This is a genomic window from Exiguobacterium sp. BMC-KP (genome assembly GCF_001275385.1).
In the GTDB taxonomy this organism is placed as follows: domain Bacteria; phylum Bacillota; class Bacilli; order Exiguobacteriales; family Exiguobacteriaceae; genus Exiguobacterium_A.
The window spans coordinates 1,463,906-1,490,131 of record NZ_LGIW01000015.1 but is presented as its reverse complement, the minus strand read 5'-3'; the positions used below and the strand labels follow the sequence as shown (position 1 = coordinate 1,490,131).

Below are 26,226 nucleotides of genomic sequence, written 5' to 3'. Positions count from 1 at the left end.
GAGGTCGTGTTATGACGATCGTCTTCACGGTATATTTTTTCTTGTTAGGTTTGTTGATCACATCGTTTACGAATGTCGTTGGTTTGCGTGTTCCGGTCGGGGAGTCGATCGTTCATCCACGTTCCCATTGCCCGACCTGTGGACATGTGCTTGGACCACTCGAACTGACGCCAGTACTCGGATATGTAGTACTCGGTGGGAAGTGTCGTTCTTGTGGACAGTCGATTTCATTCAAGTATCCAGCGCTTGAACTAGTTGGTGGCGTGCTCTACGCGTATGCCTTTTGGCAGTGCGGTTGGTCAATGGAACTTGCGCTGACACTCGCTCTGACTAGTCTATTGTTTATTCTTACAATGTCTGATCTTGCGTACATGCTTATACCAAACAAAATTTTACTGTTCTTTTTACCAATTGCCTTGATTGTGCGCTACCTTTCTCCACTTGAAAACTGGTATAATCCAATTATTGGAGGAATCGTTGGATTCGTTCTATTGTTCATCATTTTTCTTGTCTCACGACGCGGCATGGGAGCAGGAGATGTCAAGCTCTTCGGACTACTTGGGATTTTTCTCGGACCGCTTCACGTCGTTATTGCTTTATTTGTCTCAGCATTTGTTGGTTCAGTGATCGGACTGACGCTTCTTGGACTTGGACGCGTCAAGCGAAAACAACCGATTCCATTCGTTCCATCCATTGCGATCGGGACATTACTTACATATTATTTTGCGGATGATTGGGTGTCGTGGTACCTCGATTTACTGCTTTAAGAAAGGAAGAACGTACATATGACGCAACGGCGTAAAGGTACATATGTTTATTTTAATTTTACGGACGTCGCTATTTTTGGTGCGGTCGTCAAAAAAGGTGTCTTGAAACGACGCGCTGTCGTGTCTCTTCCGGCAGGTACCTTACAGGGCGGATGGCTTCAACCGGAAGCTTCGCTCGATTTGATTTTTGATAGTCTGTTGACGAAATTGAAGGTTCCACGCGGATCGAAAGCCGTTCTTGCGCTAGATGGTTCACTCGTACTTGCGCGGAAGCTTGATATTCCGGAGACAATTGCGACGAATCAAATTCGGGGTTATTTATTCATGGAGATTGGTCATAGCATCGTCCTTCCCTTTGAAGAACCATACTTCGATTACACTGTCCTTGAAGACGGTGAAAAGCGTGAAATCATGCTGTATGCAGCCCCGAATGAAGCGCTGAAACAATATACGCAATTGTTTAAACAAAAACATCTTCGGTTAGTGGCTGCGGAACCACAACCACTGGCAACCTATTTTGGTCTTGAAGCGCACTATCCGGCAGCGGATACCGATACGCTACTAATTTGGAATGCGAACGCAACGAACCATCAATTGATTATTATCGAAGACCGTGTACCACGTCTGATTCGTTCGGTAGATACGTTTTCGGCAGATGCTTGGGATGTAGATGTCATCGAGGATCAATTGCATTACCGCTATCGATCGGATGATCAGACGGTTGAACTTGTCTTGGATGAAATGCTGCTGGAATTTTCACGGGTACTGGATTTTTATCGGTTCTCGCTCGCTCGAGAAAGTCGAGAAATTAAGACAGTCGTCTTGGCAGGAGACTTCCCGTTTCGAGATGAATTAGCGACGCGATTCCGCTCGAACTTTGATCTTCAGTTAGATGAAGTGCCGGACATGATGACGATTGATAGTCAATCGGTTCCACGCATCTATTTACCGATCGTTGGTCTAGCCACTGTGCGACCGGATCGTATCAATCTTTTACCGGAAAGTGACGAGGCACCGAAATATCCGCTTGTCGCTTCGCTGATTTTATTGTTATTTGGTGGATTAATTGGTGGTTATTTATACTGGCAAACCGATCAGTTCGCTAACCGGGTGGAATCCGTAGACGATCAGATTCAAATCGTTCGACAATTACAATCTGAATCCGATCAGTCGTCTAAACAAGAGGTCGTTCAATTGAAGCAGACAGTCGAGTCACTCGAAGAGGCGCCTAAGCCTGCTGTGCCAACACTTGAACGGATTACACGTTACTTACCGGAACGCGGCTATATACTTCAATACGCCTATGGAGCAGATGATACGGTATCCATGACGGCTCAGTTCGAGACACTCGATGAATTGAATGATTTTTATCGGGAATTATTGACTGATAAAGTGTTTTCCGGTACGACGCTTGCGAGCGTGACGACGAAAACGATGAACGAAAAAACGGATGTCGTGACAACGACAACGGTTGATCCAGCGACCGGTCAAGAGATTCCAACGACGGAAATTACTCCGAACGATGACACGAAGACAGAAGAACCGCGATACATCGGTCAGTTTTCTATGAATGTCAATCCTGAGGAGGTTGTTAAGGGAGAGACCAATGAGGCAGACCCAGCAGTACCGGAAGAAGATAAACCATCTGAGCCAGAAGTTGAAGGAGACGGTCAAACACCGGATGATCCTTCAGGAGAAGTCATCTCTACAGAGGTTGAGGAGGTGCCTGAAAATTGAAGCGATATAGTAGCTACCTCCTTCTCTTTTTATCGATCCTCATCGTTTTAGGTGGTGTAGGGTATTTTGGATATACGACGTATATGACACATCAAACCTTGCAACGGAAAGAGGCGACACTTAAACGGGAGCAAATGGCGTTAGAGCAAGCAAAAGCAAACGAGCAAAAAGTGGACGTAGCAGAATCTAGCTTTTTACAGCAAAAAGTGCCTGTGACTGTATCGAATGATGATGTTATCGACGCGATTAATGCAGCAAGTCAGATTGCCGGAGTGAAAGTACAGTCAATTACATTTGGTCAGTCTACAGAGACGACACCACAGTCGCCTGTCACGTCAACGCCTGCTGTTGATGGAGCGATGGCGACCGAGTCTGATCAAGCGACCACACCTACAGCGACTACTCCGTCTACAAATGCAACACCGTTACCGGCTTCCTTGACGATTGAAGCACCGTCTTATCTTGAGTTGGTGGCATTCCTCAAGCAAATTGAACGAACCGATCGGATTACGATTCTTCGTCAGATTCAGTTGACTGGTCCAGAAGAACAAGGACCAGGCGGTGGAGCGATTCAATTGGAAAACGAAATGCTATCTTTCACGGTCGAAATCGAATCCTATTACCGTCCGGATTTAACGAAGTTGACGCCTGATAAACAGACACCACTTAAAGAGAAGACACCGAAGTCAGATCCTTTTGTTGATGTGACAGGAAATTAAGATGAATTTGGCGGTTCCTACTCTGTTAGGGACCGCTTATTTTTTGTTAGACTAAACGATGACTCGAATTATCCGATTCGAAATTAACGGGAAAGAACGTGATACTAATGGTAACGCAACCACACTTGATTCTAGCGTCGGCTTCACCACGCCGGACGGAACTCTTGCAACAAATCGGAATCGCTCACGCAGTCATACCAGCGAATGTCGTCGAAGAGGCACCGTACCCGATGTCACCGCATGAATACGTCCGTCATTTGTCGCAAAAGAAAGCACGAGCAATCACAGCAGATGGAGTCATTCTAGCTGCTGATACAGTCGTTGCCATTGACGATATGATTCTCGAGAAGCCGTCAGATATGATCGAGGCACGAGCGATGCTCGCACGTCTGTCGGGACGCGCTCATGAAGTCGTGACAGGGGTGACGATTCGTTTTGGTGAGAAGGAGGAGACGTTTGACGTGACGACCCACGTCCGTTTTGGTGCATTGCCGGACGAGTGGATTGAAGGTTATATCGCGACGACTGAGCCCTACGATAAAGCAGGCGGGTATGGCATCCAAGCGATGGGTGGTCTATTCGTCGAGGCAATCGAGGGCGATTATTATAATGTCGTCGGATTGCCGATCCACGAAATCACAAAACGTCTCGCGTCTTTTAAAATCAAGCCGATGTTTGCGTAATCCTGAAACAGAGAGGTCGGATGCTGTGATTGAATGGCCGAAAGATATGGTTCAGTTGAAAGGCTTGGCACAGGCGACGACAGTCGAGTTGCTGGCGTGTCTCGTCCGAAGTGGGACGCGCGACCGGACACCGCTTGAAATCGCGGAAGAATTGCTGCACATTTATCCTTCGTTGATTGAACTCGAGGCAGCCGGAGTCGGAGGACTCGAAAAAGCACCTGGAGTCGGGAAGGCCAAGGCATTACAAATCATGGCGGGACTGGAACTCGGTCGTCGTCTCGTCACGGAACCGAAGTGGGTTCGACCGACGATCCGTTCACCGGAAGATGCTGCAGAATTATTGCTTGAAGAGATGCGTCTTTATCAGCAGGAACACTTCATCTGTTTATATTTAAATACGAAAAATGAGGTCGTCTCGAAAAAGACGTTATTCATTGGAGGATTGAACACGTCGATCGTCCACCCACGAGACGTCTTCCGGGAAGCGATTCGCTGCTCGGCTGCGAACTTTATCGCCGTCCACAATCATCCGTCTGGTGATCCGACTCCGAGTCGCGAAGATATTGAGGTTTCAGAACGGCTCGTTGAGGCAGGACGCCTCGTTGGAATTAGTTGTCTTGACCACATCATCATCGGGCATGGACAATTTATTAGTATGAAACAGCGCGGATTTATGTAAGAATAACGTCTGAAGGGAAAGATTCGATTCTTTCCGTTAGACGTTTTTTTGTGTGTTTTCTAAGGCGAACTGTAAACAAGCTGTAACGTTTTAACGCTTTCCAATGAAGGCTTTTCCGTTATAATTAGTGAAGTGTATTCTCAGAGAGGGGTTTTTTGAATAATGTTTGGATCATTCAGCCGTGAAATCGGCATTGACTTAGGTACGGCTAACACACTTGTATATGTAAAGGGGCAAGGGATTGTTGTTCGCGAACCGTCTGTCGTCGCATTCCGTACAGATACAGGAAAAATTGAAGCTGTCGGTAACGCGGCGAAAAACATGATTGGTCGTACGCCGGGTAACGTGACTGCACGACGCCCGATGAAAGACGGGGTTATCGCGGATTATGAAACAACCGCTACGATGATCAAATATTTCATGGATCAAGCTTCGAAGAAAAAAGGCTTATTCTCTTCAAAAACGAACGTCATGATTTGTGTACCAAGCGGTATCACATCGGTCGAAAAACGTGCCGTTGAAGATGCAGCGAAACTCGCAGGTGCGCGTGAAGCGTACACAATCGAAGAACCATTTGCAGCAGCGATCGGAGCGGGTCTTCCTGTTTCAGAACCAACAGGCTCGATGGTCGTCGACATCGGTGGTGGTACGACAGAAGTTGCGGTCATCTCACTCGGTGGTATCGTAACGAGCCAATCGATCCGTGTCGGTGGCGATGAGATGGATGAATCGATCATTCGTTACATCAAATCGAAATACAACTTGATGATCGGGGAGCGGACAGCTGAGACGTTGAAAATGACGATTGGTTACGCTCGCATCGATGAAGAGTCAGAAAATGAAACGATGGAAATCCGTGGACGCGATCTTGTGACAGGTCTTCCAAAACAAATCGAAGTCACAAGTGCTGAAATTTGTGACGCACTTTCGGATACAGTAGATGCGATTCTTGCTGGTGTGAAGCATACACTTGAGCAGACACCTCCTGAATTATCAGCAGACGTCATGGACCGCGGAATCGTCTTGACAGGCGGCGGGGCACTCTTGAAGAACCTCGACGCTGTCATTGAAGACGAAACACGTATTTTGACACTCGTTGCAGAAAATGCACTCGATTGCGTCGCAATCGGTACAGGAAAATCACTCGAGATGATGAATGTCCTTCGTTCGAAATCAGGCATCTCGCAAAAAAGATAAGGACGGGATGAGCGATGAAGCGATTTTTAAATAATCGAAAACTGCTCATCACACTCCTTAGTTTTCTCCTTTTGGTGATCTTGATCGGAATTTCGCTGCAAGGGCGTAACCAATCCCACTGGTATCAAAGCTTCGTGCGGGATACTGTGGGCGTCGGTCAACGCCTTTTCGCGACACCGATTGGCTGGATTGATGATACGGTCACTTCGATTAAAGAAGTGCGTGACGTGTACAAAGAGAATGAACACTTGAAATCACGCTTGAGTGACTATGCCGGTAACGCCGTCAAAGTCCGTGATCTTGAACGTGAGAATAAAGAATTGAAAGATATGCTCGACCTGAACGGATCGATTCGCGACTACAAATTGTTACCAGCAGAGATGATCGGTCGGACATCGTCCGAATGGCAACGGTTCGTCACAATCAACATCGGAGAACAAAAAGGAGTCAAGCCGAACATGGCCGTCGTAACAGCAGATGGACTAATCGGTCGCGTCATCCAGGCGAGCGCTTATACTTCCCTCGTGCAGTTAATGTCAGATACGAGTCGGACGAATAACGTCTCGGCAACGGCAGACGACACGAAAGGAAAAGGAGTCTTCGGAACGATCGAAGGTTTTGATGATGAGACGAAATTACTCAAGTTCACGAAAATTCCGAACGACGCGAAGCTGAAAAAAGGGCAGACCGTTACGACGTCTGGTCTCGGGGGGAAATATCCGAGCGGGATCGTCATCGGAAAAATCGAGGAAGTGAAATCCGATCAGTATGGGGCTTCGAAAATCGCATACGTCAAACCGGCAGCAGACTTCGAACAGTTCGGTCATGTCTTCGTGATTGAACGCGAAGCGAAGGAACCTTTCGCTGAGACCGATAAGGGAGGGGACACTCGTGAATAACGTTAAGTTGTTTTTCGCCGTGTTCCTTCTTTTTATCTTAGAAGGGACGTTGTTTGCAGGACCTCTTGGAGATGGGTCGCCGTACGTCATTCATACAACTTTGATTGGGTTGATGTTTCTCGGTCGGTACGGAAAACTTGAACAGGCACTTGGATTCGGTCTCGTCTTTGGATTGCTATATGATTTCGTTTATTCAGACATCATTGGTATTTACTTATTTGCGTTATCCGCCATTCCGCTTTTTAGTAGCTTCGTGCTAAAATATGTAAAGGAGAACGTATTGACGATTCTCGTCACGTTCACGTTTAGTGCCATTTTGTATGAACTCGATATATATTTCTTCACGGCTTCGGTCGTTGGTGTCGGCGTTTCCTTCCAGGAACTTGCGACACAGATCATTCCAAGGAGTCTGGTTGCCCAGCTAATCGGGATCATCATCTTGTATTATCCGATGACCCGACTCGTGCAATCTACCCTTGACGAGAAAAGAGGATGAGTCATGATTGAGCGTAAACGTTATGTAACGATGAAAGGTCATCGTGGTGGCCTCGCCGTCTATGTGAATGAAAGGTGCAGTGTGGATGAATTTCTTGACGATTTAGAGTTGACGCTTGCGGACAAATCCGTCGAGAACGGACGCGCCGTACCGATCACCTTCTTCTTCGGTCGACGTTATGTCGATGAAGGAGTGTTGACGGCCGTCGAATCTATCGTCGCGCGACATGATTCCTTCTCTTTCAAAGGTTACGACAGTGAGTGCATCACGAAGGACGAGGCAAAAGCCTTGTACGGTGAGCGAACGTTCCACTACTTCGGTGGAACGGCACGCAGTGGGCACGTATTAGACGTCGAAGGTTCGATCGTCATTATCGGAGATATCAATCCGGGAGCGGTCGTCCATGCGACAGGAAGTATCTATTGTCTCGGTGCTTTGCGTGGTACCGTTCATGCAGGTAAGGGTGGTAATACGGAAGCGGTCATCGCGGCGAGTGTGCTTCAACCGAAATGGGTCGCGGTCGCTGGAACCATCCATGAGGAACCGGATGACGCACCGATTCCTGCTCTTGACATGGGTTGTGCATTTTTAGGCGAAGACGGGGTCGAATTTTCCCGCCTTCAAACCGTTCCGCTTGCGCGGATGGATCAGTTTGCGATTGATAGTGAAAGAGGGTGACGGATATGGAACAAGTGAAAGAACAGGTACATATGGAGGCGAAGACGAACATGGGACGCGCCATCGTCGTCACATCCGGGAAAGGTGGCGTCGGAAAAACGACGACGACTGCAAATATCGGAACAGCACTTGCGTTGATGGGACATTCGGTTTGTCTCGTCGATACGGATATCGGGTTACGCAATCTGGATATCGTGCTTGGTCTCGATAACCGGAGTATCTATAACATCGTTGACGTCGTGACAGGGCAATGTAAGTTGCACCAAGCGCTCGTCCGCGATAAACGTTTTGAAGAGATGTATCTGTTGCCTGCTGCTCAATCAAAGGATAAGTCCTCCGTCACACCCGAACAGGTGAAGGCAATCATCGATACACTGAAACTCGAATACGACTTTGTCTTGATTGACTGCCCAGCAGGAATCGAACAAGGGTTTATGAATGCAATCGCTGGAGCGGATGAAGCCGTCGTCGTGACGACACCAGAAAAAGCAGCCGTCCAGGATGCGGACCGGATCATCGGAATGCTCGAGCGTTCAGAACGTAACATTGTTCCAAAACTCGTCATTAACCGGGTCCGTTCACACATGATGGCGTCTGGTGATATGCTCGACATCGATGAGATCATGCGTATCCTCTCGATTGATCTGCTTGGTCTGATCATCGATGATGAGGAAGTCATCGCTGCTTCCCACCGTGGTGTTCCCGTGACGATGAATCCGGATAACCGGGCTGGACTCGGCTACCGAAACATCGCGCGCCGGATTCTGGGAGAGTCCGTACCGCTGCTCGATTTAAATGAACAACCGCAAAAAGGGTTCTTCGTCAAATTGAAGAAGATGCTTGGGATGAAATAAGAATGGGAAATTAGACTAGGACGACATCGTCGCGCCTAGTCTAATTTTTTTGGAGGGATCAGTATGCGATGGATTAGTGAACAGACCGCCTCGCTTGAACGACTGGCATTGGTCGAAGGGGGACGATTGATTGAATACCATGAACGGATGCGTGACGAGATTCGCGTTGGTACATTCGTTTATGCGAAAGTCGATCGGCTGCATCCGACACTCGGAGCGGCCTTCTTAATCGCGACCGATGGAACGCCGCTTTATTTACCACTAAACGAGACGATTGAAGCGCTGCGTCGTTATCCGGATGTACCGACGATCGGTCAAGCCGTCCAGGTCGGACAAACGTTACTCGTCCAGGTCGTTAAGGAAGGCGTCGCACCGAAACAACATAAGGTGACGCAGAACATCACTTATGGGGGGCGTTATCTCGTCTATTTCCCGTACGGTCGGCGTGTCCGTTTTAGTCGGAAGCTAGATTTAGTCGTTCAGCGTCAGCTAGCGGAGCAACTGACGACGACAGACGAAGAAGGGATTCTCTACCGGACGGAGGCAGCAAAAGCATCGATTGAGGAATTAAAGCAAGAGCTGCAATCGTTGCGGACACGACATAAAGAGCTGATGCAAGCACCACGTCTCGAACAAGACGAGGCGTTGATCGTCCAAGAAGCAAAACGGCTTCCACACGTCACGGAAGCACTCGTTATGACGCGTCAGGAAAAGGAACGACTTGAACTACTTGGTCTTTCTGTCGAACGCTCGTTACGAAAAGGACGCTTGCCAGAGATGGAGAAAATTGATGGGGCAATCGAGAGGGCGATGCAACGTGTCGTCTGGCTTGACGGAGGGGCGTATCTCTTGATTGAAGAAGTTGAGACGATGACGGTCATCGACGTCAACAGCGGAAAGACGATTTCCGTCAAGGAACAAAAGCGGACGTTTGACCAGATCAATGAAGCGGCTGCTGTCGAAGTCATGCGCCAATTACGATTGCGCAACATTAGTGGAATGGTTGCGATCGACTTCCTTCGCGGCTCAAGTAAAGGTCAGACACGGGTGACCCAACTCCTCAAAGAGCGAGCAGCACTCGAGACGAAACAAATCGAGGTCTACGGATTCACGAAAATGGGCTTATGCGAACTGACACGACAACGTCACGGAAAATCACTACAGGAACGCTCACAGGAATCCGGTCAGTGGACACGATTAAGCGTCTATCGGTTGATCGAACCAAAGTTGCTTGAAATCGCGACTTATGCCGAAGCAGTCGTGATTCGGGCACCGCGTCACCTGATACAAGACGAATTCGTTTCTCGCCAACCGCTCGAAGTGCATGTGCTTGAAGGTGATCCCGCCGTCCTTTTCACGGGGGCGTCACAGGACTGTCTCGATTTCATCAAGCGATCGGAATAATCCTTCAGAACAGCATTGACAAGGTGGAAGAACGTTTGGTATTCTGAATAACGTTAGTTCGTTTGGAAGCACCAAATGACTACAACCGCACAGACCGGGTTTTAAAGCATCTGCTGCCCGCGATGGCGAGTCTGAGTTCCTAAGAGGAGGTGCACGTAATGTACGCAATTATCAAAACTGGTGGTAAACAAGTCAAAGTCGAAGCTGGCCAAGAAATCTACGTTGAGAAATTAAACGCAGACGTCGACAGCACAGTCGAATTTGGTGAAGTATTGATCCTTGGTGGTGACGATGTTAAAGTCGGCGCTCCACTCGTAGAAGGTGCGAAGGTCGTAGCAACGGTCATCAAACACGCTCGCGCGAAAAAGATCACTGTCTTCAAAATGAAAGCGAAAAAGAACTACCGTCGTAAGCAAGGTCACCGTCAACCTTACACGAAGGTCCGCATCGAGAAAATCGAAGCGTAAGCCATGATACGTGTCAAGATTCGACGAGATGAAGCGGAACTCGTCCGCTCCATCGAAGTGACAGGACATGCCGAGTTTGCAGAACCAGGTCTCGACCTTGTCTGTGCCGGCGTCTCGTCGGTGATCTTCGGGGCATATAATGCCATAGAAGCATTACTCGGGCAGGTCCTGCTCCTTGAAATGGCAGAACAACAAGAAGGTGGCTACTTTTATGTAGAACCGTACGCTGACTTAGCACCGGATGTCAGTGAACGCACCCAATTGTTACTGGAGGCGACTTTGGTCCAGCTTGGTACCATCGCTGAAAGTTACGGTGAGTTTATCCAACTTGAACAAGTATAGGAGGTGGATTCCACATGTTGAAACTTAATCTTCAGTTCTTCGCATCGAAAAAAGGGGTAGGTTCGACAAAGAACGGTCGTGACTCGCAATCGAAACGCCTTGGGGCGAAACGTGCAGACGGTCAAACTGTTTCTGCTGGTTCAATCCTCTACCGTCAACGCGGTACGAAGATTCACCCAGGTATGAACGTCGGACGTGGTGGCGATGATACACTTTTCGCAACTGCAACTGGTGTCGTTCGTTTCGAACGTCTCGGACGCGACAAGAAACAAGTCAGCGTTTACCCAGCATAAGGATCGACGAAGCAGACTCTAGCCACTTTCGAGGGTTAGGGTCTGTTTTTTTTAGGAGGGAACGACCGATGGAGGAACAACAGGTACTTGATCTTTTAAAGACTCTTCGTCACGAGTGGTTGAACCGGATACAACTCGTCCGTTCGTATGGCGCGATCGGAGACGAACAAGCAGTCGAGTCAATCTGTTCGGCATACCGAGATCAAGCATCTCGGGAAGGACGTCTAGGGCGAATCGGATTGCCGAAAACCGCACTGGCGTTACTACAAGCTGAATGGTCAGGCAAAACTGTGACGTATGATGTCATCGGAGCACCCCACATGGAAGATGAGCGGTTGAAACAACTCGTCGAAGCAGCCATCGCCATGATTGATGTAGGAGTAGGAGAAGTATCCGTGACCTTCCACGAGGGCGTGACCATCGAGATCTATCGGGATCTACTAGATATGTCGCGCCTTGAAGATCTAGTGACGCCGATGGAAATCGAGTCGCAGACGGAAAATGAGTGTGTGATTGAGATTGAAAGTCTTCCGTTTGAGGAAGAGAAGTAAGAGGAGGGATCCGACATGTTTGTCGATCAGGTAAATATTTATGTAAAAGCAGGTGACGGAGGACGTGGGCAAGTAGCGTTCCGTCGCGAGAAATACGTTCCAGACGGTGGCCCAGCCGGCGGTGACGGTGGTCATGGAGCTCACGTCGTCCTCGAAGTCGACGAAGGACTTCGGACATTGATGGACTTCCGTTACAAACGTCACTTTAAAGCAGTTCAAGGTGAAAACGGAATGTCAAAAGGGATGCACGGTCGTAAAGCCGAGCATTTAGTCGTCAAGGTCCCACCGGGTACGGTTGTCTACGATGATGATACAAATGCGGTCATCGCTGACCTCGTCCATCACGGACAACAAGCAATCGTCGCAAAAGGTGGACGTGGCGGACGTGGGAATACACGCTTTGCGACACCAGCCAACCCAGCGCCTGAGCACGCTGAAAACGGTGAGCCAGGAGAAGAGAAGTACTTGAAGCTTGAACTGAAGATGCTAGCAGACGTTGGTCTCGTCGGCTTCCCGAGTGTCGGGAAATCAACGATGTTATCGGTCGTTTCAGCAGCACGTCCGAAAATCGGCGCGTATCACTTTACGACGATCACACCGAACATCGGTGTCGTCGAAACGGAAGATAGCCGTAGTTTCGTCATGGCTGACTTGCCAGGATTGATTGAAGGAGCAAGTGAAGGTGTTGGACTCGGTCACCAGTTCCTCCGTCACGTCGAGCGGACGAAAGTCATCGTACACGTCATCGACATGAGTGGAATGGAAGGACGCGATCCAATCGAAGACTACAATATCATCAATAAAGAACTCGCGGACTATAATCTTCGTTTGACAGAGCGTCCACAAGTTGTCGTCGCGAACAAGATGGACATGCCGGATGCGGCAGAACATCTCGAAGCATTCAAGGAAGCTTTCCCGGATCTTGAAGTATTCGAGATTTCAGCAGCAACACGTCAAGGGTTGCGTGATCTCTTATTCCGAATCGCTGACCTCGTCGATGCGACACCAGAATTCGGTTTAGAGGAACTCGAAGAGAAAACAGCGACACCACGTGTCGTCTATGGTTACGAAGCACCAGAAGCTGGCTTTACGATTTCGAAAGATGAAGACGACTGCTTCGTCATCAAAGGACCACGGATCGAAAAACTCTTCACGATGACGAACTTCATGCGTGAAGAATCGATTAAACGTTTCGCTCGGACACTTCGTCAAATGGGTGTCGACGAAGAGTTACGTCGTCTTGGTGCGATTGACGGTGATGTCGTTCGAATTCGTGATTTCGAGTTCGAATTCGTCGAGTCATCATTCTAAGCGGTTCATTCCATTAGGAAACGGAGTGTGAAAGCATCGTGGACCCATTGCCCATGATTTCATTCGTTTGGTTAATTCCGATTCTCGTGTTATCCGCGTTCTTCTCCTCATCCGAGACGGCACTAGCGAGTGTTAATCGGTTGCGGTTGCTGCATCAGTCAGAAGCAGGGGACGCGCGTGCGTCCCGCGTGTTTCGTTTGCTTCAACGTTATGAAGAGACACTGACTTCGATTTTGATTGGTAATACACTCGTCAATGTTGGGTTCGTCTTGTTCGGCGGCTGGTGGATCATCCAGTTCGTCGAGACAGTGGCGACGAAGACTGTAGCGTTTCTTGCGCTATTCTTTTTGTTGCTGTTGTTTGGAGAATTGATTCCGAAGTCATATGCCCGTGAGCATACAGAACGTTACGTTTTGTTAATCGGGCGTCCGCTTCGTTTCTTCTTACTATGTTTTCGACCGCTCGTTTTCCTGTTACTCCGCTTACGTCAGTTGGCGTTGCGGTTGATTGGAGCGGATCCGAAAGGACCACTCGTGACAGAACAGGAACTCAAGGCACTCGTCGATATCAGTCAGGAAGAGGGCATCATGGGGCTTGCAGAGGCGGAACTCGTCCATCAAGCGGTTGATTTTCAACATGCGACGGTCGAGGATGCATTGACACCTCGGATCGACATTCAAGCGATCGATATCGATGCGCGGCTCGAAGACATCCTCACAGAAGTACAAAAAGGCGGCTATTCCCGTCTACCGGTCTATAAGGACTCGATTGATCATGTCATTGGTGTATTATCGGAACGGGACTTCCTACGAGCGTATGTGAAGAACGGCTCCGTTGAAATCCGAGAATGGATTCGACCCGTGTCATTCGTCGTCCCACAGACACGATTGATGGATTTATTACCAGAACTCAAAATCAAACAATCTCATATGGCTGTCGTCCTCGATGAATTTGGAGGCACGGCGGGTCTCATCACGCTCGAAGATATTTTAGAGGAGATTGTTGGTGAGATTTGGGATGAACACGATGAATCATTGGAATATACGAAACGAATTGGTCCGGAGCAGTATGAGTGTCTAGCAGAGTATGATATTGAAGACTTTTGTCAGCAATTTCAATTGACGATGCCAGATACGGATGCCCAGTCTCTAGGTGGTTGGATCATGGAAGAGAGTGGACAGTTACCGGAAGTCGGAACGGCGATGCATTATGAACGCGTCACGTTGACCGTCTTGCATATCGAAAACCGACGCGTCCGAAAAGTCTTAGCGACTTTTGATCGTTCATCTGCGATGCCAGATCCACGACTTGAACCGATTTAAATACAAAAACCGCTTATTCTCTAGGAATAGGCGGTTTTTGTATGTTCAGACATCAAGTTCTGAAACGAGAATCCCGAGGCGATCGAGTTTTGCAATCGCTGCTTCGAGTGCTTCTTCGTGATCGGCTTCGAGGGTATGGATATGAACTCCGTCCGTCAGGCTCGAAAGTGGAGTAGCTTGTGTCTCCTTCAGTTGCTCAAGTAATACGCGGACATCGCGACGACTTTTCAGCATCAATTCTCCCGTAATGAAACCATAAACGGGATGTTCGATGATGACATCACGAATGACGACTCCCTCATCGACGATGGCGTCACACTCATCCTTTAACTGATCGATGCCATGACGACAAACGATTTTGCGGCGAAATTTCGATCCATCGACTTCCGGATCATTGATGAAATAACCACGAGCTGTCGCAATGACAGGATATCCTTTTGCTTTTAACAATGATAAATCCTGTACGATCACTTGACGACTAACTCCTGCTTGTTTAGCGAGTGCTGTTCCCGTGACAGGTTGTTCACTCTCTTCAATCATACGAAGTAATGCTTTCCGACGTTCTTCTCCGGAGATGCGTTTCCCCATCATGTCTCCTACCTTTCTCCAGTGTCATCAAATCGTGTTCAACACATCAATGCACTGTGCGATTTCTTCGTTCGTCGTTTTTCTTCCAAAGCTAAATCGAATCAACCCATGAGCAGCTGACTCGTCAAAGCCGATCGCACGCAATGTCGCGTTTGGACCGTTTTCTCCAGCTCGACAAGCGCTACCAGCGGAAACTGCTATTCCAGCACGATTCAATGCAAGCAACACATATTGACCATCACGTTGTTTTGTATGGATGGCACAGATGGAAGCGAGTTGAATCGGTGACTCAATAATTGCGTAACGAGACGAAGACAATGTTTTTTTTAGCATACCACGAAATACCTGACTTGAATCTTGAATTCCTGGATTTTCTAGTCGCGTGGCTTCGCAAGCAGCAATGAATGCGGCAATTCCTGGAACGTCGACTGTGCCTGGGCGAATCCCGAACTCGTGATGTCCTTCGTAGTAGGGACTAAAGAGCGGTCGCCGCAGGTAGAGGGCACCTAATCCTTTTGGTCCATATACCTTATGGCTACTCATCGTGTAGGCGTCAAAGGCGTCAATGTTGATATCGTCTTTTAAAAATCCTTGAACCCCATCGCAATGAAATAGAATTCCACGTGATTGACAATAGGCGGCAATCCGTTCGACTGGAAACCGGAATCCCGTATCCGAATTGACGTGTTGAATTGAGACGATACCGATGTCGTCCGTACACGCCGTGACGAATTGATCCCAATCAAATGTTCCGTCCGGTAATAAAGTAAGGTGACGTGTTTCTTGTGCCCAGCGCGCAAGTGGGAGCAAAACCGAATCGTGCTCACATTGAAGTGTCAAGACAGTTGTCTTACGACTTTGACGCATTAAGTGAGTCAAAGCGATGTAATTCGCTTCGGATCCGCTTCCTGTAAAGATGACGGTACCCTCTTGTTGGTTCAACTGTTGCATCAGATAGTGACGTGCTCGTTCTAACAAACGTTCTGCGTCACCACCGATGTCATGAAGGGAAGAACTGTTGCCGTAGAACGACTGAGCGGCTTGCTGATAATGATCGAGCGCTTGTGGGTGTAGCGGAGTGGTAGCTGCGTAATCGAGATAGATCATGAAAAATCCTGTCCTTTCGTCTTGTCACTCAGCTAAAAGTATGCCAAACTTATTGTCAAGTCAATAGTAAACATTTAGATATAGAGGTGTAAAACATATGTCTTTACATAAAAGACTCGAGACAGATGTGTTGATCATCGGAACAGGGCTTGCGGCAATTTCTGTCGCCTTGCATCTTCCACCAGGTACCGAATCGTTACTCGTTACAAAAGGAACTCGTTTTGAGACGAATTCCGTTCGAGCACAAGGTGGAATCGCATCATCTTATGCAGAAGTCGATCATCAAGGTCATTTTGAAGATACGTGCCAGGCGGCGAAAGGACGAATTAAGGAAACCGTTGTTGATTACGTGACGCGTTCAGGAACTGAGGCGATAGAATTTCTATTACGGTATGGTGTCCAGTTTGATCAAGATGATGCTGGGTACTTGCTTGGTCGAGAAGGGGCACACCGCTTGCCTCGGATCTATCACTCTGGTGGGGACGAGACTGGTAAACGAATCATGGAAACATTGATGCCGTACGTACCGTTCCCGATTCTCGAGCAAACGTATATTACGGAATTGATTCAAGTTGATGGACAGGTGTTAGGTGCCGTCGGATACAGGAACGGTGAACCGATTGAGATTTTGGCGCGAGCCACGATTCTTGCAACGGGTGGAGTTGGTGGATTATTTGCTGCATCAACGAATGAACCTATGATTCAAGGAGATGGTATTGCGCTTGCCTTTGAGGCAGGTGCGACGATCCGTGACCTCGGGTATATTCAGCATCACCCGACAGTACTTGTTCATAATGGACGATCGGAAGGCTTAATCACGGAAGCATTACGTGGAGCAGGAGCCATTCTTGTGACGAAAAGCGGTGACCGAATCATGGCGGATCACCCGATGCAAGATTTAGCGGCGCGAGATGAAGTAGCAAAACGAATCCATGAGGTTCGAAAACAGGAACCCGTTTATCTTGATACATCAAAAGTCGTCGATCGTGCAAAACGGTTTCCAACGTTTGTTGAAAAATGTGAAAAACTGAACATAAATCCGGATCTCGTTGAAATCGCACCAGGTATTCATTTCTTGATGGGGGGAATCGAGACGGACCTTACAGGACAGACGAATGTTCCAGGACTTTATGCGGTCGGCGAGACGGCGTCAATCGGACTGCATGGTCGAAATCGCTTGGCATCGAACTCACTGCTTGAGTGTGTCGTCATGGGGAAAGCAGTGACGGAACAGCTACAGTTGTTGCCGGAGCTTGCGGTAGGACGAGTCAAACGACGTTCGGGAACTTTACGTTCCGTAACAGCTTGTGTGTCAAAAGTGATTGGCGTTGAAATGAACGTTAAACAAATACAGGATTGCTTGGATGAATTAAGAAGGTGGACGTTAGAGGAATCAGGACAGGACGCGGAAAAAAATCGATTACGTTACGTCACGGCATGTTTGTTGCTTGAAGGGGCACGGGTTCGATTGACAGGAGAGGATGAGAACGTTGAACAAATGGCAGTTACGGCAGCAACTGGAAACATTTTTAGTGGAGGACATCGGACACTGGGATATTACGAGTGAAGGATGTCTGACAGGACAAGAGCGAGGAAAGGGGCGTTTTCTAGCAAAAGAAGACGGCATCTTTTGTGGGGAAGACGTCATTCGTGAGATGGCACATCTTTTACAGGTTGATGTGACGATTCATGTAGCAGAAGGCACTGTCGTGACGCGCGGAACGTTACTTGCTGAGTGGTCGGGTTCATTACAGGACATCTTAAGCGGGGAACGGGTCGCCTTGAATCTTGTCCAGCGTCTATCCGGCATCGCGACAAAAACACGTCAAGCGGTCGAAGTGGCAGCAGGACGGATCCGGATCACGGATACACGAAAGACGACGCCTGGATTACGGATGCTAGAGAAACATGCCGTGCGTGTCGGTGGTGGGTACAGTCACCGCGGGAGACTCGATGATGCGGTCATGATTAAAGATAATCACATCACAGTCGCAGGATCGATTACAGAAGCAGTGATGCGAGCAAAACGAGTCGCGGGTCATACGACACCAATCGAAGTCGAAGTCGAGACGGAAGCAGAAGTGCTTGAAGCAGTGGCAGCAGGAGTCGATATCATCATGCTCGACAACCGGACACCGGCAGAAATCAAACAGCTCCGGCAACTGATTCCACCGCAGATCACGGTCGAACTTTCTGGCGGGATCACGATTGAGACGTTACCCGACTACGCGGATAGCGGCGCAAATGTCATCTCGCTTGGCGCACTCACCCATTCAGCAACAGCGCTTGATATCAGTATGAAAATCGAAGGAGGAAAAAAAGATGTCATTTGACTTATTACGTCATGAGGGGATTCCGGCGTCGTACTTACAGCAATCAGAAGCAGACTTGATTGCGATCATTGAAGGGGTCAAAGCACGGATGGGGAGTCGCTTATTTTTACCTGCCCATCACTATCAAAAGGATGAAGTCGTTCAGTTCGCGGATGCGACAGGAGATTCGCTCCAGCTCGCGCAAGTCGCGAAGCAGATGACAGAAGCGGAATACACGGTCTTCTGTGGCGTTCACTTCATGGCGGAGACAGCGGACATGCTGACGGATACGTCACACACGGTCGTCCTACCTGACATGCGTGCCGGGTGTTCGATGGCGGATATGGCGAACGATACACAAACGGAACGCGCATTCACGATTTTGACAGAGCGGTTCGGTGAGTCAATCTTGCCGTTGACGTATGTCAATTCAACAGCTGCGATCAAAGCATTCGTTGGTAAACACGGTGGCGCAACGGTGACGTCTTCGAACGCTGTCCAAATGGTCGAGTGGGCACTTGCTGAAAGAGATATCTTATTCTTTCTACCCGATCAACATCTCGGTCGCAATACGGCACATGCGCTCGGGATTCCGTTAGAGCAGATGGCGATTTGGGATCCGATTAAGGACGAACTTGTCTTTGGGGGAAATGATCAAGATGTCCGCGTCATCTTATGGAAAGGGCATTGCTCGGTACATGAAAAATTCACAGTCGGACAAATCGAACAGTTCCGCAAGACAGACCCGGAGCGAAAGATTCTCGTTCACCCTGAATGTTCCCATGAAGTCGTGGCGGCATCTGATTTTAACGGATCAACAGCGTATATCATTCAGCAAATCGAGCAGGCTGCACCGGGAACAAAATGGGCGATCGGAACAGAGATGAACCTTGTGAATCGACTCGCAACGACTCATCCGGATCTCGATATCGTATCGCTCAATCCGTTCATGTGCCCGTGTCTGACAATGAACCGGATTGACTTACCGCACTTAGCGTGGGCGCTCGAACAGGTCGAAGCAGGGGAACCGGTCAATATCATCACAGTCGACGAAGAAACGACACGGAATGCTGTATTGGCACTCAAGCTGATGCTCGAAAGATCGTAAGTACAGATGTGTAGCGTGGTCGCGTAAGCGATTACGCTTTTTAATTTTTAGGTTTCGAGAGCGAACGTATGTATCGATTTTTGCTGAAGAACGCTTTGAAGCCAAACGAAGATGTATGCTACAATAACACGAGAGTTTGTTTATAGATGGGAGCGTTCCACATTGATAGAATTCGTACGCGGCGAAGTCGCTTATGTCTGTGCAGAATTCGTGACGGTAGAAGTCGGCGGGATTGGCTACAAAATCGTAGCACCGAACCCGTTTTTTTATCGGACCGGAGACGAACAGATCATCGTATATACGTATCACTATGTCCGTGAGGACCAAGAAGTCTTATTCGGATTCCGTTCCCGGCGTGAGCGTGCCTTGTTCACGAAGTTGCTTGGTGTAACAGGGATCGGACCAAAAGGAGCGCTCGCAATCGTCGCATCGGGTAATGTCGATGCGCTCGTTGAAGCGATCGAACAAGAGAAGGAAAGTTATCTCGTCAAGTTCCCAGGTGTCGGCAAGAAAACAGCGAAGCAAATGACACTTGACCTAAAAGGCAAGTTAGCGGAGCTCGCACCAGACTACGTGCCGAGCGAAGGTTTGTTTGCGCAAGGTAACGCTGAGTTGAACGAAGCGTGTGAGGCTCTAATGGCACTCGGTTACAGTGATCGAGAAGTCGAAAAAGTCAAAAAAGCGTTGCAGGCAGAAGTCCTGTCGACGGATCAATATGTCAAACGGGCACTCCAGTTGTTATTGAATGTGAGGTGAGGACATGGAAGAGCGCATTTTGTCAGAATCCGCCCATGCGGAAGATCAAGAAGAGTGGAGTCTGCGTCCTCAGACGCTCGAGCAGTACATCGGGCAGGAGAAAGCGAAGGGAAACTTGAGTGTCTTCATCGAAGCGGCAAAAATCCGTCAGGAAACACTCGATCACGTGCTTCTCTATGGCCCTCCGGGTCTCGGTAAGACGACGCTTGCAACAATCATTGCGAACGAGATGGGAGTCGGCATTAAGACGACTGCCGGTCCTGCGATCGAGCGACCGGGTGATCTGGCGGCGATCCTCTCATCGCTTGAACCAGGAGACGTGCTCTTCATCGATGAGATACACCGGTTGAGTCGGTCAATCGAAGAGATTCTCTATCCAGCAATGGAAGATTATTGTCTCGATATCGTCATCGGTCAAGGGGAACTTGCGCGAAGCGTGCGGATCGACTTACCACCATTTACGCTCGTCGGAGCGACGACGCGTGCCGGAATGTTATCGGCACCGCTACGTGATCGTTTTGGCGTGACGCTGAAGCTGGAATATTATACGATGTCAGAGTTGTCTGCCATCGTGACGCGGACATCGCGTCTGTTCGGATTTGAAGCGGATCGTCTCGCAGCAGAAGCCATCGCCCTGCGTTCACGGGGAACACCACGTGTCGCGAATCGATTGTTACGACGTGTTCGTGATTTTGCGCAAGTCGCGCATCAAACGGACATCGATGCCGTGCTCGCAACGAGTGCGCTTGATCGCTTGCATGTCGATGCGCTAGGGCTCGACGATGTCGACCACCGTTTACTGCGCTCACTAGCAGAGCGGTTTGCCGGTGGTCCAGTTGGACTTGAGACGATCGCAGCGACGATTGGGGAAGATGCCCAGACGATCGAGGATGTCTATGAACCATATCTATTGCAACAAGGCTTTTTACAACGTACCCCGCGCGGACGTGTCTTAACACCGTTCGCTCGCCAACATTTAGGACTGAAAGAAGGAAATTGAACCAATGGATGTAAACTTATTTGATTTTCATTTACCAGAAGAACAAATTGCCCAAGTGCCATTGCTCGACCGGACGAGTTCGAAATTGATGGTACTCGACCGGGAGACTGGTGCGATTCAGCATCAGCACTTCCATGATATCGTCGACCATTTCCGTGAGGGCGATACACTCGTCATCAACGATACAAAGGTCTTACCGGCACGTCTCTTTGGTGTAAAGGAAGAGACTGGTGGGAAGATTGAGTTGTTGCTGTTGAAGCAGACGAGTGACGATGTCTGGGAAACACTTGCGAAACCCGCAAAACGTGTCAAACCGGGAACGATTCTATCATTTGGTGACGGATTACTCCGTGCTGAATGTGTCGAAGCACTGGAAGACGGGGGACGAATTCTGAAGTTTTTCTATGACGGAATTTTCTATGAAGTCCTCGACCAACTCGGAACAATGCCCTTGCCGCCATATATTCATGAACAACTCGAAGATCAGGATCGTTACCAGACGGTCTACGCACGAGAGCGCGGCAGTGCCGCAGCACCAACGGCTGGTCTTCACTTTACACCCGAGTTGCTTGGAGCGTTAAAAGCGAAAGGCGTTCAAATCGCACCGTTGACGCTACACGTCGGGCTCGGCACATTCCGTCCCGTATCGGTCGATGACGTCGATAGTCATAAGATGCACAGTGAGTACTATGAACTGCCGGAAAGCTCAGCCGCGCTGCTACGTGAAACACGCAAACAAGGTGGACGGATCATCGCGGTCGGAACGACATCGACACGAACGCTTGAAACGGTCATCCGTGACCACGGCGACTTCGTCGAAGCAACGGGCTGGACGGATATCTTCATCTTCCCAGGGCAAGAAGTCAAAGGAATCGATGGATTGATCACGAACTTCCATCTACCGAAATCCACATTGATCATGCTCGTGTCTGCATTATCGACACGGGAACACATTCTGCACGCCTACGAAGAAGCAGTCGCGAACGGCTATCGTTTCTTTAGTTTTGGTGATGCGATGTTCTTAACGAGAGAGGAACGAAACTAATGACAAAACACGCGGTAACATACGAACATATCAAAACATGTAAACAATCCGGAGCGCGGTTAGGAATCGTCCACACGCCGCACGGTAGTTTCGAAACACCGGTCTTCATGCCGGTTGGAACACAAGCGACGGTCAAGACGATGGCACCGGAACAAATCAAGGACATGAACGCGAACATCATCCTCGCGAACACGTATCACCTATGGGTGCGTCCTGGACATGACGTCATCAAGGAAGCGGGCGGCCTGCATAAATTCATGAACTGGGATGGCGCAATTCTCACGGATTCAGGTGGCTTCCAAGTCTTCTCACTCGCTGACTTACGTAATATTTCGGAAGAGGGCGTTCATTTCCGGAACCACTTGAACGGGGACAAATTGTTCTTATCACCGGAAAAAGCGATGGAAATCCAAAATGCACTCGGTTCAGACATCATGATGGCGTTTGACGAGTGCCCACCGTATCCTGCCTCTCATGAGTACATGAAAGCATCTGTCGAACGGACAAGCCGCTGGGCAGAACGCTGTCTTGCAGCGCACGAACGTCCGCAAGATCAAGCACTGTTCGGAATCATCCAAGGTGGCGAATATGAAGACTTACGTCGTCAAAGTGCGAAAGATCTCGTAGCACTTGATTTCCCAGGTTATGCGGTCGGTGGTCTCTCGGTCGGTGAGCCAAAAGATGTCATGTACCGGGCACTCGAATTTACGACACCACTCATGCCAGAAGATAAACCACGTTATTTGATGGGCGTCGGTTCGCCGGATGCGTTGATTGAAGGCGCGATTCGTGGAATTGATATGTTCGACTGTGTTCTTCCGACACGGATTGCACGCAATGGTACATTGATGACATCGCAAGGACGTCTTGTCGTTCGAAATGCAAAATATGCACGTGATTTCCGTCCACTCGATGAGAAATGTGATTGCTACGCATGTAAGAACTACTCGCGTTCATACATTCATCACTTGATCCGCGCGCAAGAAACGTTCGGACTTCATCTTTGTTCGACACACAATCTTCACTTCCTCGTTAAGTTGATGGAAGGCGTTCGCCAAGCGATTCGTGAGGATCGTCTACTTGATTTTAAGGAAGAATTCTTCGAAGAATACGGTTACAATTTACCGAACGCAAAGAATTTCTGACAAATCGTCTGACAAATTAATTCTTTCACGGTATAATGAACGTGATTTGAATGATAAAGGAGTTGATACAAATGGGAAGTGGTATCTTTGCATTTCTCCCGATGATCTTGATCTTCGTGGTGTTCTATTTCTTGTTGATCCGTCCACAGAACAAACGCCAGAAGCAAGTGCGTCAGATGCAAACTGAACTCTCACGCGGCGATTCGATCGTTACGATCGGTGGTCTTCACGGGGTTGTCCAAAAAGTCGACGACACAACGGTGACATTGAAGTCAGGTAACTCACAATTGACATTCAACCGGAGTGCTATCGCAGAAGTGACGAAAAAATCAACAACTGTCATGGGCGACGAAACGGTCGAATAAGGCATTGAAAAGGCGCTTTCCGGATTCCGGAGCGTCTTTTCTGTTTATATATGAGAAAAACGTTTGCTAAGATTACCATTTCTTTTGTAAGCTAGGGTAGGAGAACAAAGTTGTCTGAAAATATACTGGGAACTAGAGAAAGGACAATGTAGCATGATCAAGAAAGGGAAACTTGCCACATTCTTCATCGTCGTCATCGCGTTGCTCGTACTGATCGGTACGACATCGTCATGGTTGTTGAAGGATACGAAGCTTGGCCTTGACCTCAAGGGTGGCTTTGAAGTCTTGTATGAAGTACAACCACTGAAAGAAGGAGACGTCATCGATCAGAATGCGATGAGTGCAACGTTGACGGCAATCGAGAACCGTGTCAACGTTCTCGGTGTCTCCGAGCCGGATATTCGGATCGAAGGTAACAACCGGATTCGTGTCCAGCTTGCTGGCGTCAAGGATCAAACCGAAGCACGTCAAATTCTATCGTCGACGGCGCAATTGTCATTCCGTGATATCAACGATAAATTGTTGCTTGACGGTTCAGACTTAAAAGCTAAAGGAGCAAAAGTTGGTTATGATCCACAAACGAACCAGCCGCTTGTAGAACTTTCGCTTAAATCAAAACAAAAATTCTATGATGTGACACAAAAGATTTCGCAAATGCAAGCGCCTGCAAATCGTCTCGTCATCTGGCTTGATTATGAGAAAGGTGACACGTACGAAAAAGAGATTCAAAAAGCGAACTCGAAGATTGTCTCAGATGCATCTGTACGAGAGCCGATCAACTCTGATAAAGCGATCATTTCTGGTGGTGATATCGATGCCGCGTACGGGAAACAGTTATCTTCGATCCTGAACGCTGGGGCACTGCCGGTCAAACTCGAGGAAATCTACTCGACGTCGGTCTCGGCTGCTTTTGGACAGGACGCACTTGATCAGACGCTCTTCGCGTCAGCCATTGGTGTTGCAGCTGTCTTCTTATTCATGCTGCTTTTCTACCGAATCTCTGGATTCGTGTCAATCATTACCTTGCTGTTCTACATCTATCTCGTCATGATCTTCTTTAACGGGATCAATGCCGTCCTCACCTTACCAGGAATCGCGGCTCTCGTTCTTGGTGTCGGTATGGCGGTTGATGCAAATATCATCACCGCAGAACGGATCAAAGATGAATTACGAAGTGGAAAGTCCGTCTTGTCAGCATTTAAAGCCGGTAACCGCCGTTCGTTCGGTACGATTCTTGATGCCAACTTGACGACGTTAATCTCTGCTGGCGTGTTGTACTACTTCGGTACAAGTACGGTCAAAGGATTTGCCATCATGTTGATGGTCTCGATTGCCGTCACGTTCGTCACGAACGTCTTTGTCTCACGTTACCTGATGCAACTCCTTGTCAGTAGCCGATGGTTCGATAAGAAGAAATCATGGTTCGGTGTAAAGGAGAGTGAAATCCGTGAGCTTTAATCCTACGAAATTCGATTACGTCAAACATCGAAAAATCTATTTCGCAATCACGATTGCGCTTGTCATCATTTCGATACTCTTGTTGTCGTTCCGTGGTCTCAATCTCGGGATCGACTTTACGCAAGGAACACGCGTCGAGATTTCATCGACGAATCAAATCAAAGAAGCGGACGTCCGCTCTGTCATTGAAGATGCTGGAATCGATGCTGCGGAAATTGACGGCATACAATTTGCGCAAGGTGGAAAACTAGCGAACGTCACGTTCGTTGGGGAATTCAGCCAAGACCAAATTTCTGAAATGAAACAAACGATTGAAGCCAAATACAAAAAAGAACCGAGCATTTCGACAGTTTCGGCGCAAGTCGGTCAAGAAATCGCGCGTAACGCGATTTATGCCGTCTTACTCGCGTCACTCGGGATTGTCATCTATGTCTCGTTCCGATTCCAACCGTTATACGGGATTGCGACAGTGCTTGCCCTATTGCATGATGCGTTAATGATCATCGCTTTCTTCTCGTTGTTCCAGATTGAGGTTAATCTTTACTTCATCGCCGCCGTCTTGACGATTATCGGCTACTCCGTCAACGATACGATCGTTACGTTTGACAGGGTACGAGAAAATCTCGGATTGGCTGAAAAAGGTGGACGGAAAGTCTCGTTTGATGAATTGGCACATATTGTCAATGAGTCAATTCAACAGACGATCATCCGCTCGATCAATACAGTCATCACGGTCATTATGACGGCAGCAGCGCTTTATATCTTCGGTAGCGAAGCGATCCGTGGATTCAGTCTTGCCTTGCTTGTCGGCTTGATCATGGGAATGTATTCTTCGATCTTCATTGCCGCACAACTCTGGCTCGTCATGAAAGGTCGGACACTCGGTCGGACGAAACGCGCTTCCTAAAAGAGTATCCGCATCAGCTATCGCTGATGCGGATTT

Annotated in this window: 29 protein-coding genes and 1 other annotated feature; of the genes, 27 read left to right on the top strand and 2 right to left on the bottom strand. The window is 48.5% G+C overall.

Annotated features, from left to right (window positions below):
* The first annotated feature begins 11 nt into the window (after positions 1–11).
* From ADM98_RS13590 to ADM98_RS13510, 17 genes are all read left to right on the top strand, one after another.
* A complete protein-coding gene (locus ADM98_RS13590) occupies positions 12–767 on the top strand; it encodes a prepilin peptidase (protein ID WP_053453963.1) in 756 nt (251 codons plus the stop codon).
* 18 nt (positions 768–785) lie between these two features.
* Positions 786–2,504 (top strand): fimbrial assembly protein, encoded by a 1,719-nt coding sequence (locus ADM98_RS13585; protein WP_053453962.1) that lies wholly within the window; start codon positions 786–788, stop codon positions 2,502–2,504.
* Positions 2,501–3,223: a hypothetical protein gene (locus ADM98_RS13580; protein ID WP_053453961.1), complete on the top strand. Its 723-nt coding sequence runs from the start codon at positions 2,501–2,503 to the stop codon at positions 3,221–3,223. Before ADM98_RS13585 ends, ADM98_RS13580 begins: the two co-directional genes overlap by 4 nt.
* A 107-nt stretch (positions 3,224–3,330) precedes the next feature.
* Positions 3,331–3,906, top strand: a complete 576-nt coding sequence (locus ADM98_RS13575; protein ID WP_053453960.1) for a Maf family protein — start codon at positions 3,331–3,333, stop codon at positions 3,904–3,906.
* Between the two features lie 46 nt (positions 3,907–3,952).
* Positions 3,953–4,585 (top strand): RadC family protein, encoded by a 633-nt coding sequence (gene radC / locus ADM98_RS13570; protein WP_053454560.1) that lies wholly within the window; start codon positions 3,953–3,955, stop codon positions 4,583–4,585.
* A gap of 162 nt (positions 4,586–4,747) precedes the next feature.
* The gene (locus tag ADM98_RS13565; RefSeq protein WP_023468951.1) at positions 4,748–5,782 is read left to right on the top strand and encodes a rod shape-determining protein; all 1,035 of its coding nucleotides are present in this window, start codon (positions 4,748–4,750) and stop codon (positions 5,780–5,782) included.
* Positions 5,783–5,796: 14 nt separating this feature from the next.
* Positions 5,797–6,681: a rod shape-determining protein MreC gene (mreC, locus tag ADM98_RS13560; protein ID WP_053453959.1), complete on the top strand. Its 885-nt coding sequence runs from the start codon at positions 5,797–5,799 to the stop codon at positions 6,679–6,681.
* Positions 6,674–7,177: a rod shape-determining protein MreD gene (gene mreD / locus ADM98_RS13555; protein WP_035406481.1), complete on the top strand. Its 504-nt coding sequence runs from the start codon at positions 6,674–6,676 to the stop codon at positions 7,175–7,177. Before mreC ends, mreD begins: the two co-directional genes overlap by 8 nt.
* Before the next feature lie 3 nt (positions 7,178–7,180).
* Positions 7,181–7,855 carry a septum site-determining protein MinC gene (locus tag ADM98_RS13550; protein WP_053453958.1) on the top strand — a complete coding sequence of 225 codons (675 nt, stop codon included), beginning with the start codon at positions 7,181–7,183 and terminating at the stop codon, positions 7,853–7,855.
* Positions 7,856–7,905: 50 nt separating this feature from the next.
* Positions 7,906–8,709 carry a septum site-determining protein MinD gene (minD, locus tag ADM98_RS13545; RefSeq protein WP_029342255.1) on the top strand — a complete coding sequence of 268 codons (804 nt, stop codon included), beginning with the start codon at positions 7,906–7,908 and terminating at the stop codon, positions 8,707–8,709.
* A gap of 63 nt (positions 8,710–8,772) precedes the next feature.
* Positions 8,773–10,113, top strand: a complete 1,341-nt coding sequence (locus tag ADM98_RS13540; protein WP_053453957.1) for a ribonuclease E/G — start codon at positions 8,773–8,775, stop codon at positions 10,111–10,113.
* A 73-nt stretch (positions 10,114–10,186) separates the two neighbouring features.
* Positions 10,187–10,256, top strand: a sequence feature (ribosomal protein L21 leader region).
* A 15-nt stretch (positions 10,257–10,271) separates the two neighbouring features.
* On the top strand, positions 10,272–10,580 hold the full coding sequence (gene rplU / locus ADM98_RS13535; RefSeq protein WP_012370978.1) for a 50S ribosomal protein L21: 309 nt from the start codon (positions 10,272–10,274) through the stop codon (positions 10,578–10,580).
* A 3-nt stretch (positions 10,581–10,583) separates the two neighbouring features.
* On the top strand, positions 10,584–10,922 hold the full coding sequence (locus ADM98_RS13530; RefSeq protein ID WP_023468945.1) for a ribosomal-processing cysteine protease Prp: 339 nt from the start codon (positions 10,584–10,586) through the stop codon (positions 10,920–10,922).
* A gap of 14 nt (positions 10,923–10,936) precedes the next feature.
* Complete coding sequence (rpmA, locus tag ADM98_RS13525) at positions 10,937–11,215, top strand: 50S ribosomal protein L27 (protein ID WP_012370976.1); 279 nt, start codon at positions 10,937–10,939, stop codon at positions 11,213–11,215.
* Between the two features lie 68 nt (positions 11,216–11,283).
* Positions 11,284–11,766 carry a Spo0B domain-containing protein gene (locus ADM98_RS13520; RefSeq protein WP_053453956.1) on the top strand — a complete coding sequence of 161 codons (483 nt, stop codon included), beginning with the start codon at positions 11,284–11,286 and terminating at the stop codon, positions 11,764–11,766.
* 15 nt (positions 11,767–11,781) lie between these two features.
* Positions 11,782–13,077, top strand: coding sequence for a GTPase ObgE (gene obgE / locus ADM98_RS13515; protein ID WP_053453955.1), 1,296 nt, complete (start codon positions 11,782–11,784; stop codon positions 13,075–13,077).
* Between the two features lie 53 nt (positions 13,078–13,130).
* Positions 13,131–14,399 carry a hemolysin family protein gene (locus ADM98_RS13510; RefSeq protein ID WP_235504899.1) on the top strand — a complete coding sequence of 423 codons (1,269 nt, stop codon included), beginning with the start codon at positions 13,131–13,133 and terminating at the stop codon, positions 14,397–14,399.
* 45 nt (positions 14,400–14,444) lie between these two features.
* Here the strand turns inward: ADM98_RS13510 and ADM98_RS13505 are convergent, their stop codons facing one another.
* Together ADM98_RS13505 and ADM98_RS13500 are read right to left on the bottom strand one after the other, a co-directional pair.
* Entirely contained in the window at positions 14,445–14,990 is a 546-nt protein-coding gene (locus ADM98_RS13505; RefSeq protein WP_235504898.1) for a transcription repressor NadR, read from the bottom strand.
* Between the two features lie 24 nt (positions 14,991–15,014).
* Positions 15,015–16,094: a cysteine desulfurase family protein gene (locus ADM98_RS13500; protein ID WP_053453952.1), complete on the bottom strand. Its 1,080-nt coding sequence runs from the start codon at positions 16,092–16,094 to the stop codon at positions 15,015–15,017.
* Between the two features lie 97 nt (positions 16,095–16,191).
* Here ADM98_RS13500 and ADM98_RS13495 point away from each other — a divergent pair, with 97 nt between their 5' ends.
* The 10 genes from ADM98_RS13495 to secF all read left to right on the top strand — a co-directional run bounded on the left by ADM98_RS13495 (position 16,192) and on the right by secF (position 26,190).
* Positions 16,192–17,661: an L-aspartate oxidase gene (locus ADM98_RS13495; RefSeq protein ID WP_053453951.1), complete on the top strand. Its 1,470-nt coding sequence runs from the start codon at positions 16,192–16,194 to the stop codon at positions 17,659–17,661.
* A complete protein-coding gene (gene nadC, locus ADM98_RS13490; RefSeq protein WP_053453950.1) occupies positions 17,585–18,427 on the top strand; it encodes a carboxylating nicotinate-nucleotide diphosphorylase in 843 nt (280 codons plus the stop codon). Before ADM98_RS13495 ends, nadC begins: the two co-directional genes overlap by 77 nt.
* Positions 18,417–19,514, top strand: a complete 1,098-nt coding sequence (gene nadA / locus ADM98_RS13485) for a quinolinate synthase NadA (RefSeq protein WP_053453949.1) — start codon at positions 18,417–18,419, stop codon at positions 19,512–19,514. Before nadC ends, nadA begins: the two co-directional genes overlap by 11 nt.
* 162 nt (positions 19,515–19,676) lie before the next feature.
* A complete protein-coding gene (ruvA, locus tag ADM98_RS13480; protein ID WP_053453948.1) occupies positions 19,677–20,270 on the top strand; it encodes a Holliday junction branch migration protein RuvA in 594 nt (197 codons plus the stop codon).
* A gap of 4 nt (positions 20,271–20,274) precedes the next feature.
* A complete protein-coding gene (gene ruvB, locus ADM98_RS13475) occupies positions 20,275–21,270 on the top strand; it encodes a Holliday junction branch migration DNA helicase RuvB (protein ID WP_053453947.1) in 996 nt (331 codons plus the stop codon).
* A 4-nt stretch (positions 21,271–21,274) separates the two neighbouring features.
* Positions 21,275–22,315 (top strand): tRNA preQ1(34) S-adenosylmethionine ribosyltransferase-isomerase QueA, encoded by a 1,041-nt coding sequence (gene queA, locus ADM98_RS13470; RefSeq protein WP_053453946.1) that lies wholly within the window; start codon positions 21,275–21,277, stop codon positions 22,313–22,315.
* Positions 22,315–23,460 carry a tRNA guanosine(34) transglycosylase Tgt gene (gene tgt, locus ADM98_RS13465; protein WP_035406513.1) on the top strand — a complete coding sequence of 382 codons (1,146 nt, stop codon included), beginning with the start codon at positions 22,315–22,317 and terminating at the stop codon, positions 23,458–23,460. Before queA ends, tgt begins: the two co-directional genes overlap by 1 nt.
* A gap of 71 nt (positions 23,461–23,531) precedes the next feature.
* Entirely contained in the window at positions 23,532–23,825 is a 294-nt protein-coding gene (gene yajC, locus ADM98_RS13460; protein ID WP_053453945.1) for a preprotein translocase subunit YajC, read from the top strand.
* Positions 23,826–23,978: 153 nt separating this feature from the next.
* A complete protein-coding gene (gene secD, locus ADM98_RS17195) occupies positions 23,979–25,283 on the top strand; it encodes a protein translocase subunit SecD (protein ID WP_082318566.1) in 1,305 nt (434 codons plus the stop codon).
* Positions 25,273–26,190, top strand: a complete 918-nt coding sequence (gene secF, locus ADM98_RS17190) for a protein translocase subunit SecF (RefSeq protein ID WP_082318565.1) — start codon at positions 25,273–25,275, stop codon at positions 26,188–26,190. The genes secD and secF overlap by 11 nt, the downstream gene beginning before the upstream one ends.
* The last annotated feature ends 36 nt before the right edge of the window (positions 26,191–26,226 follow it).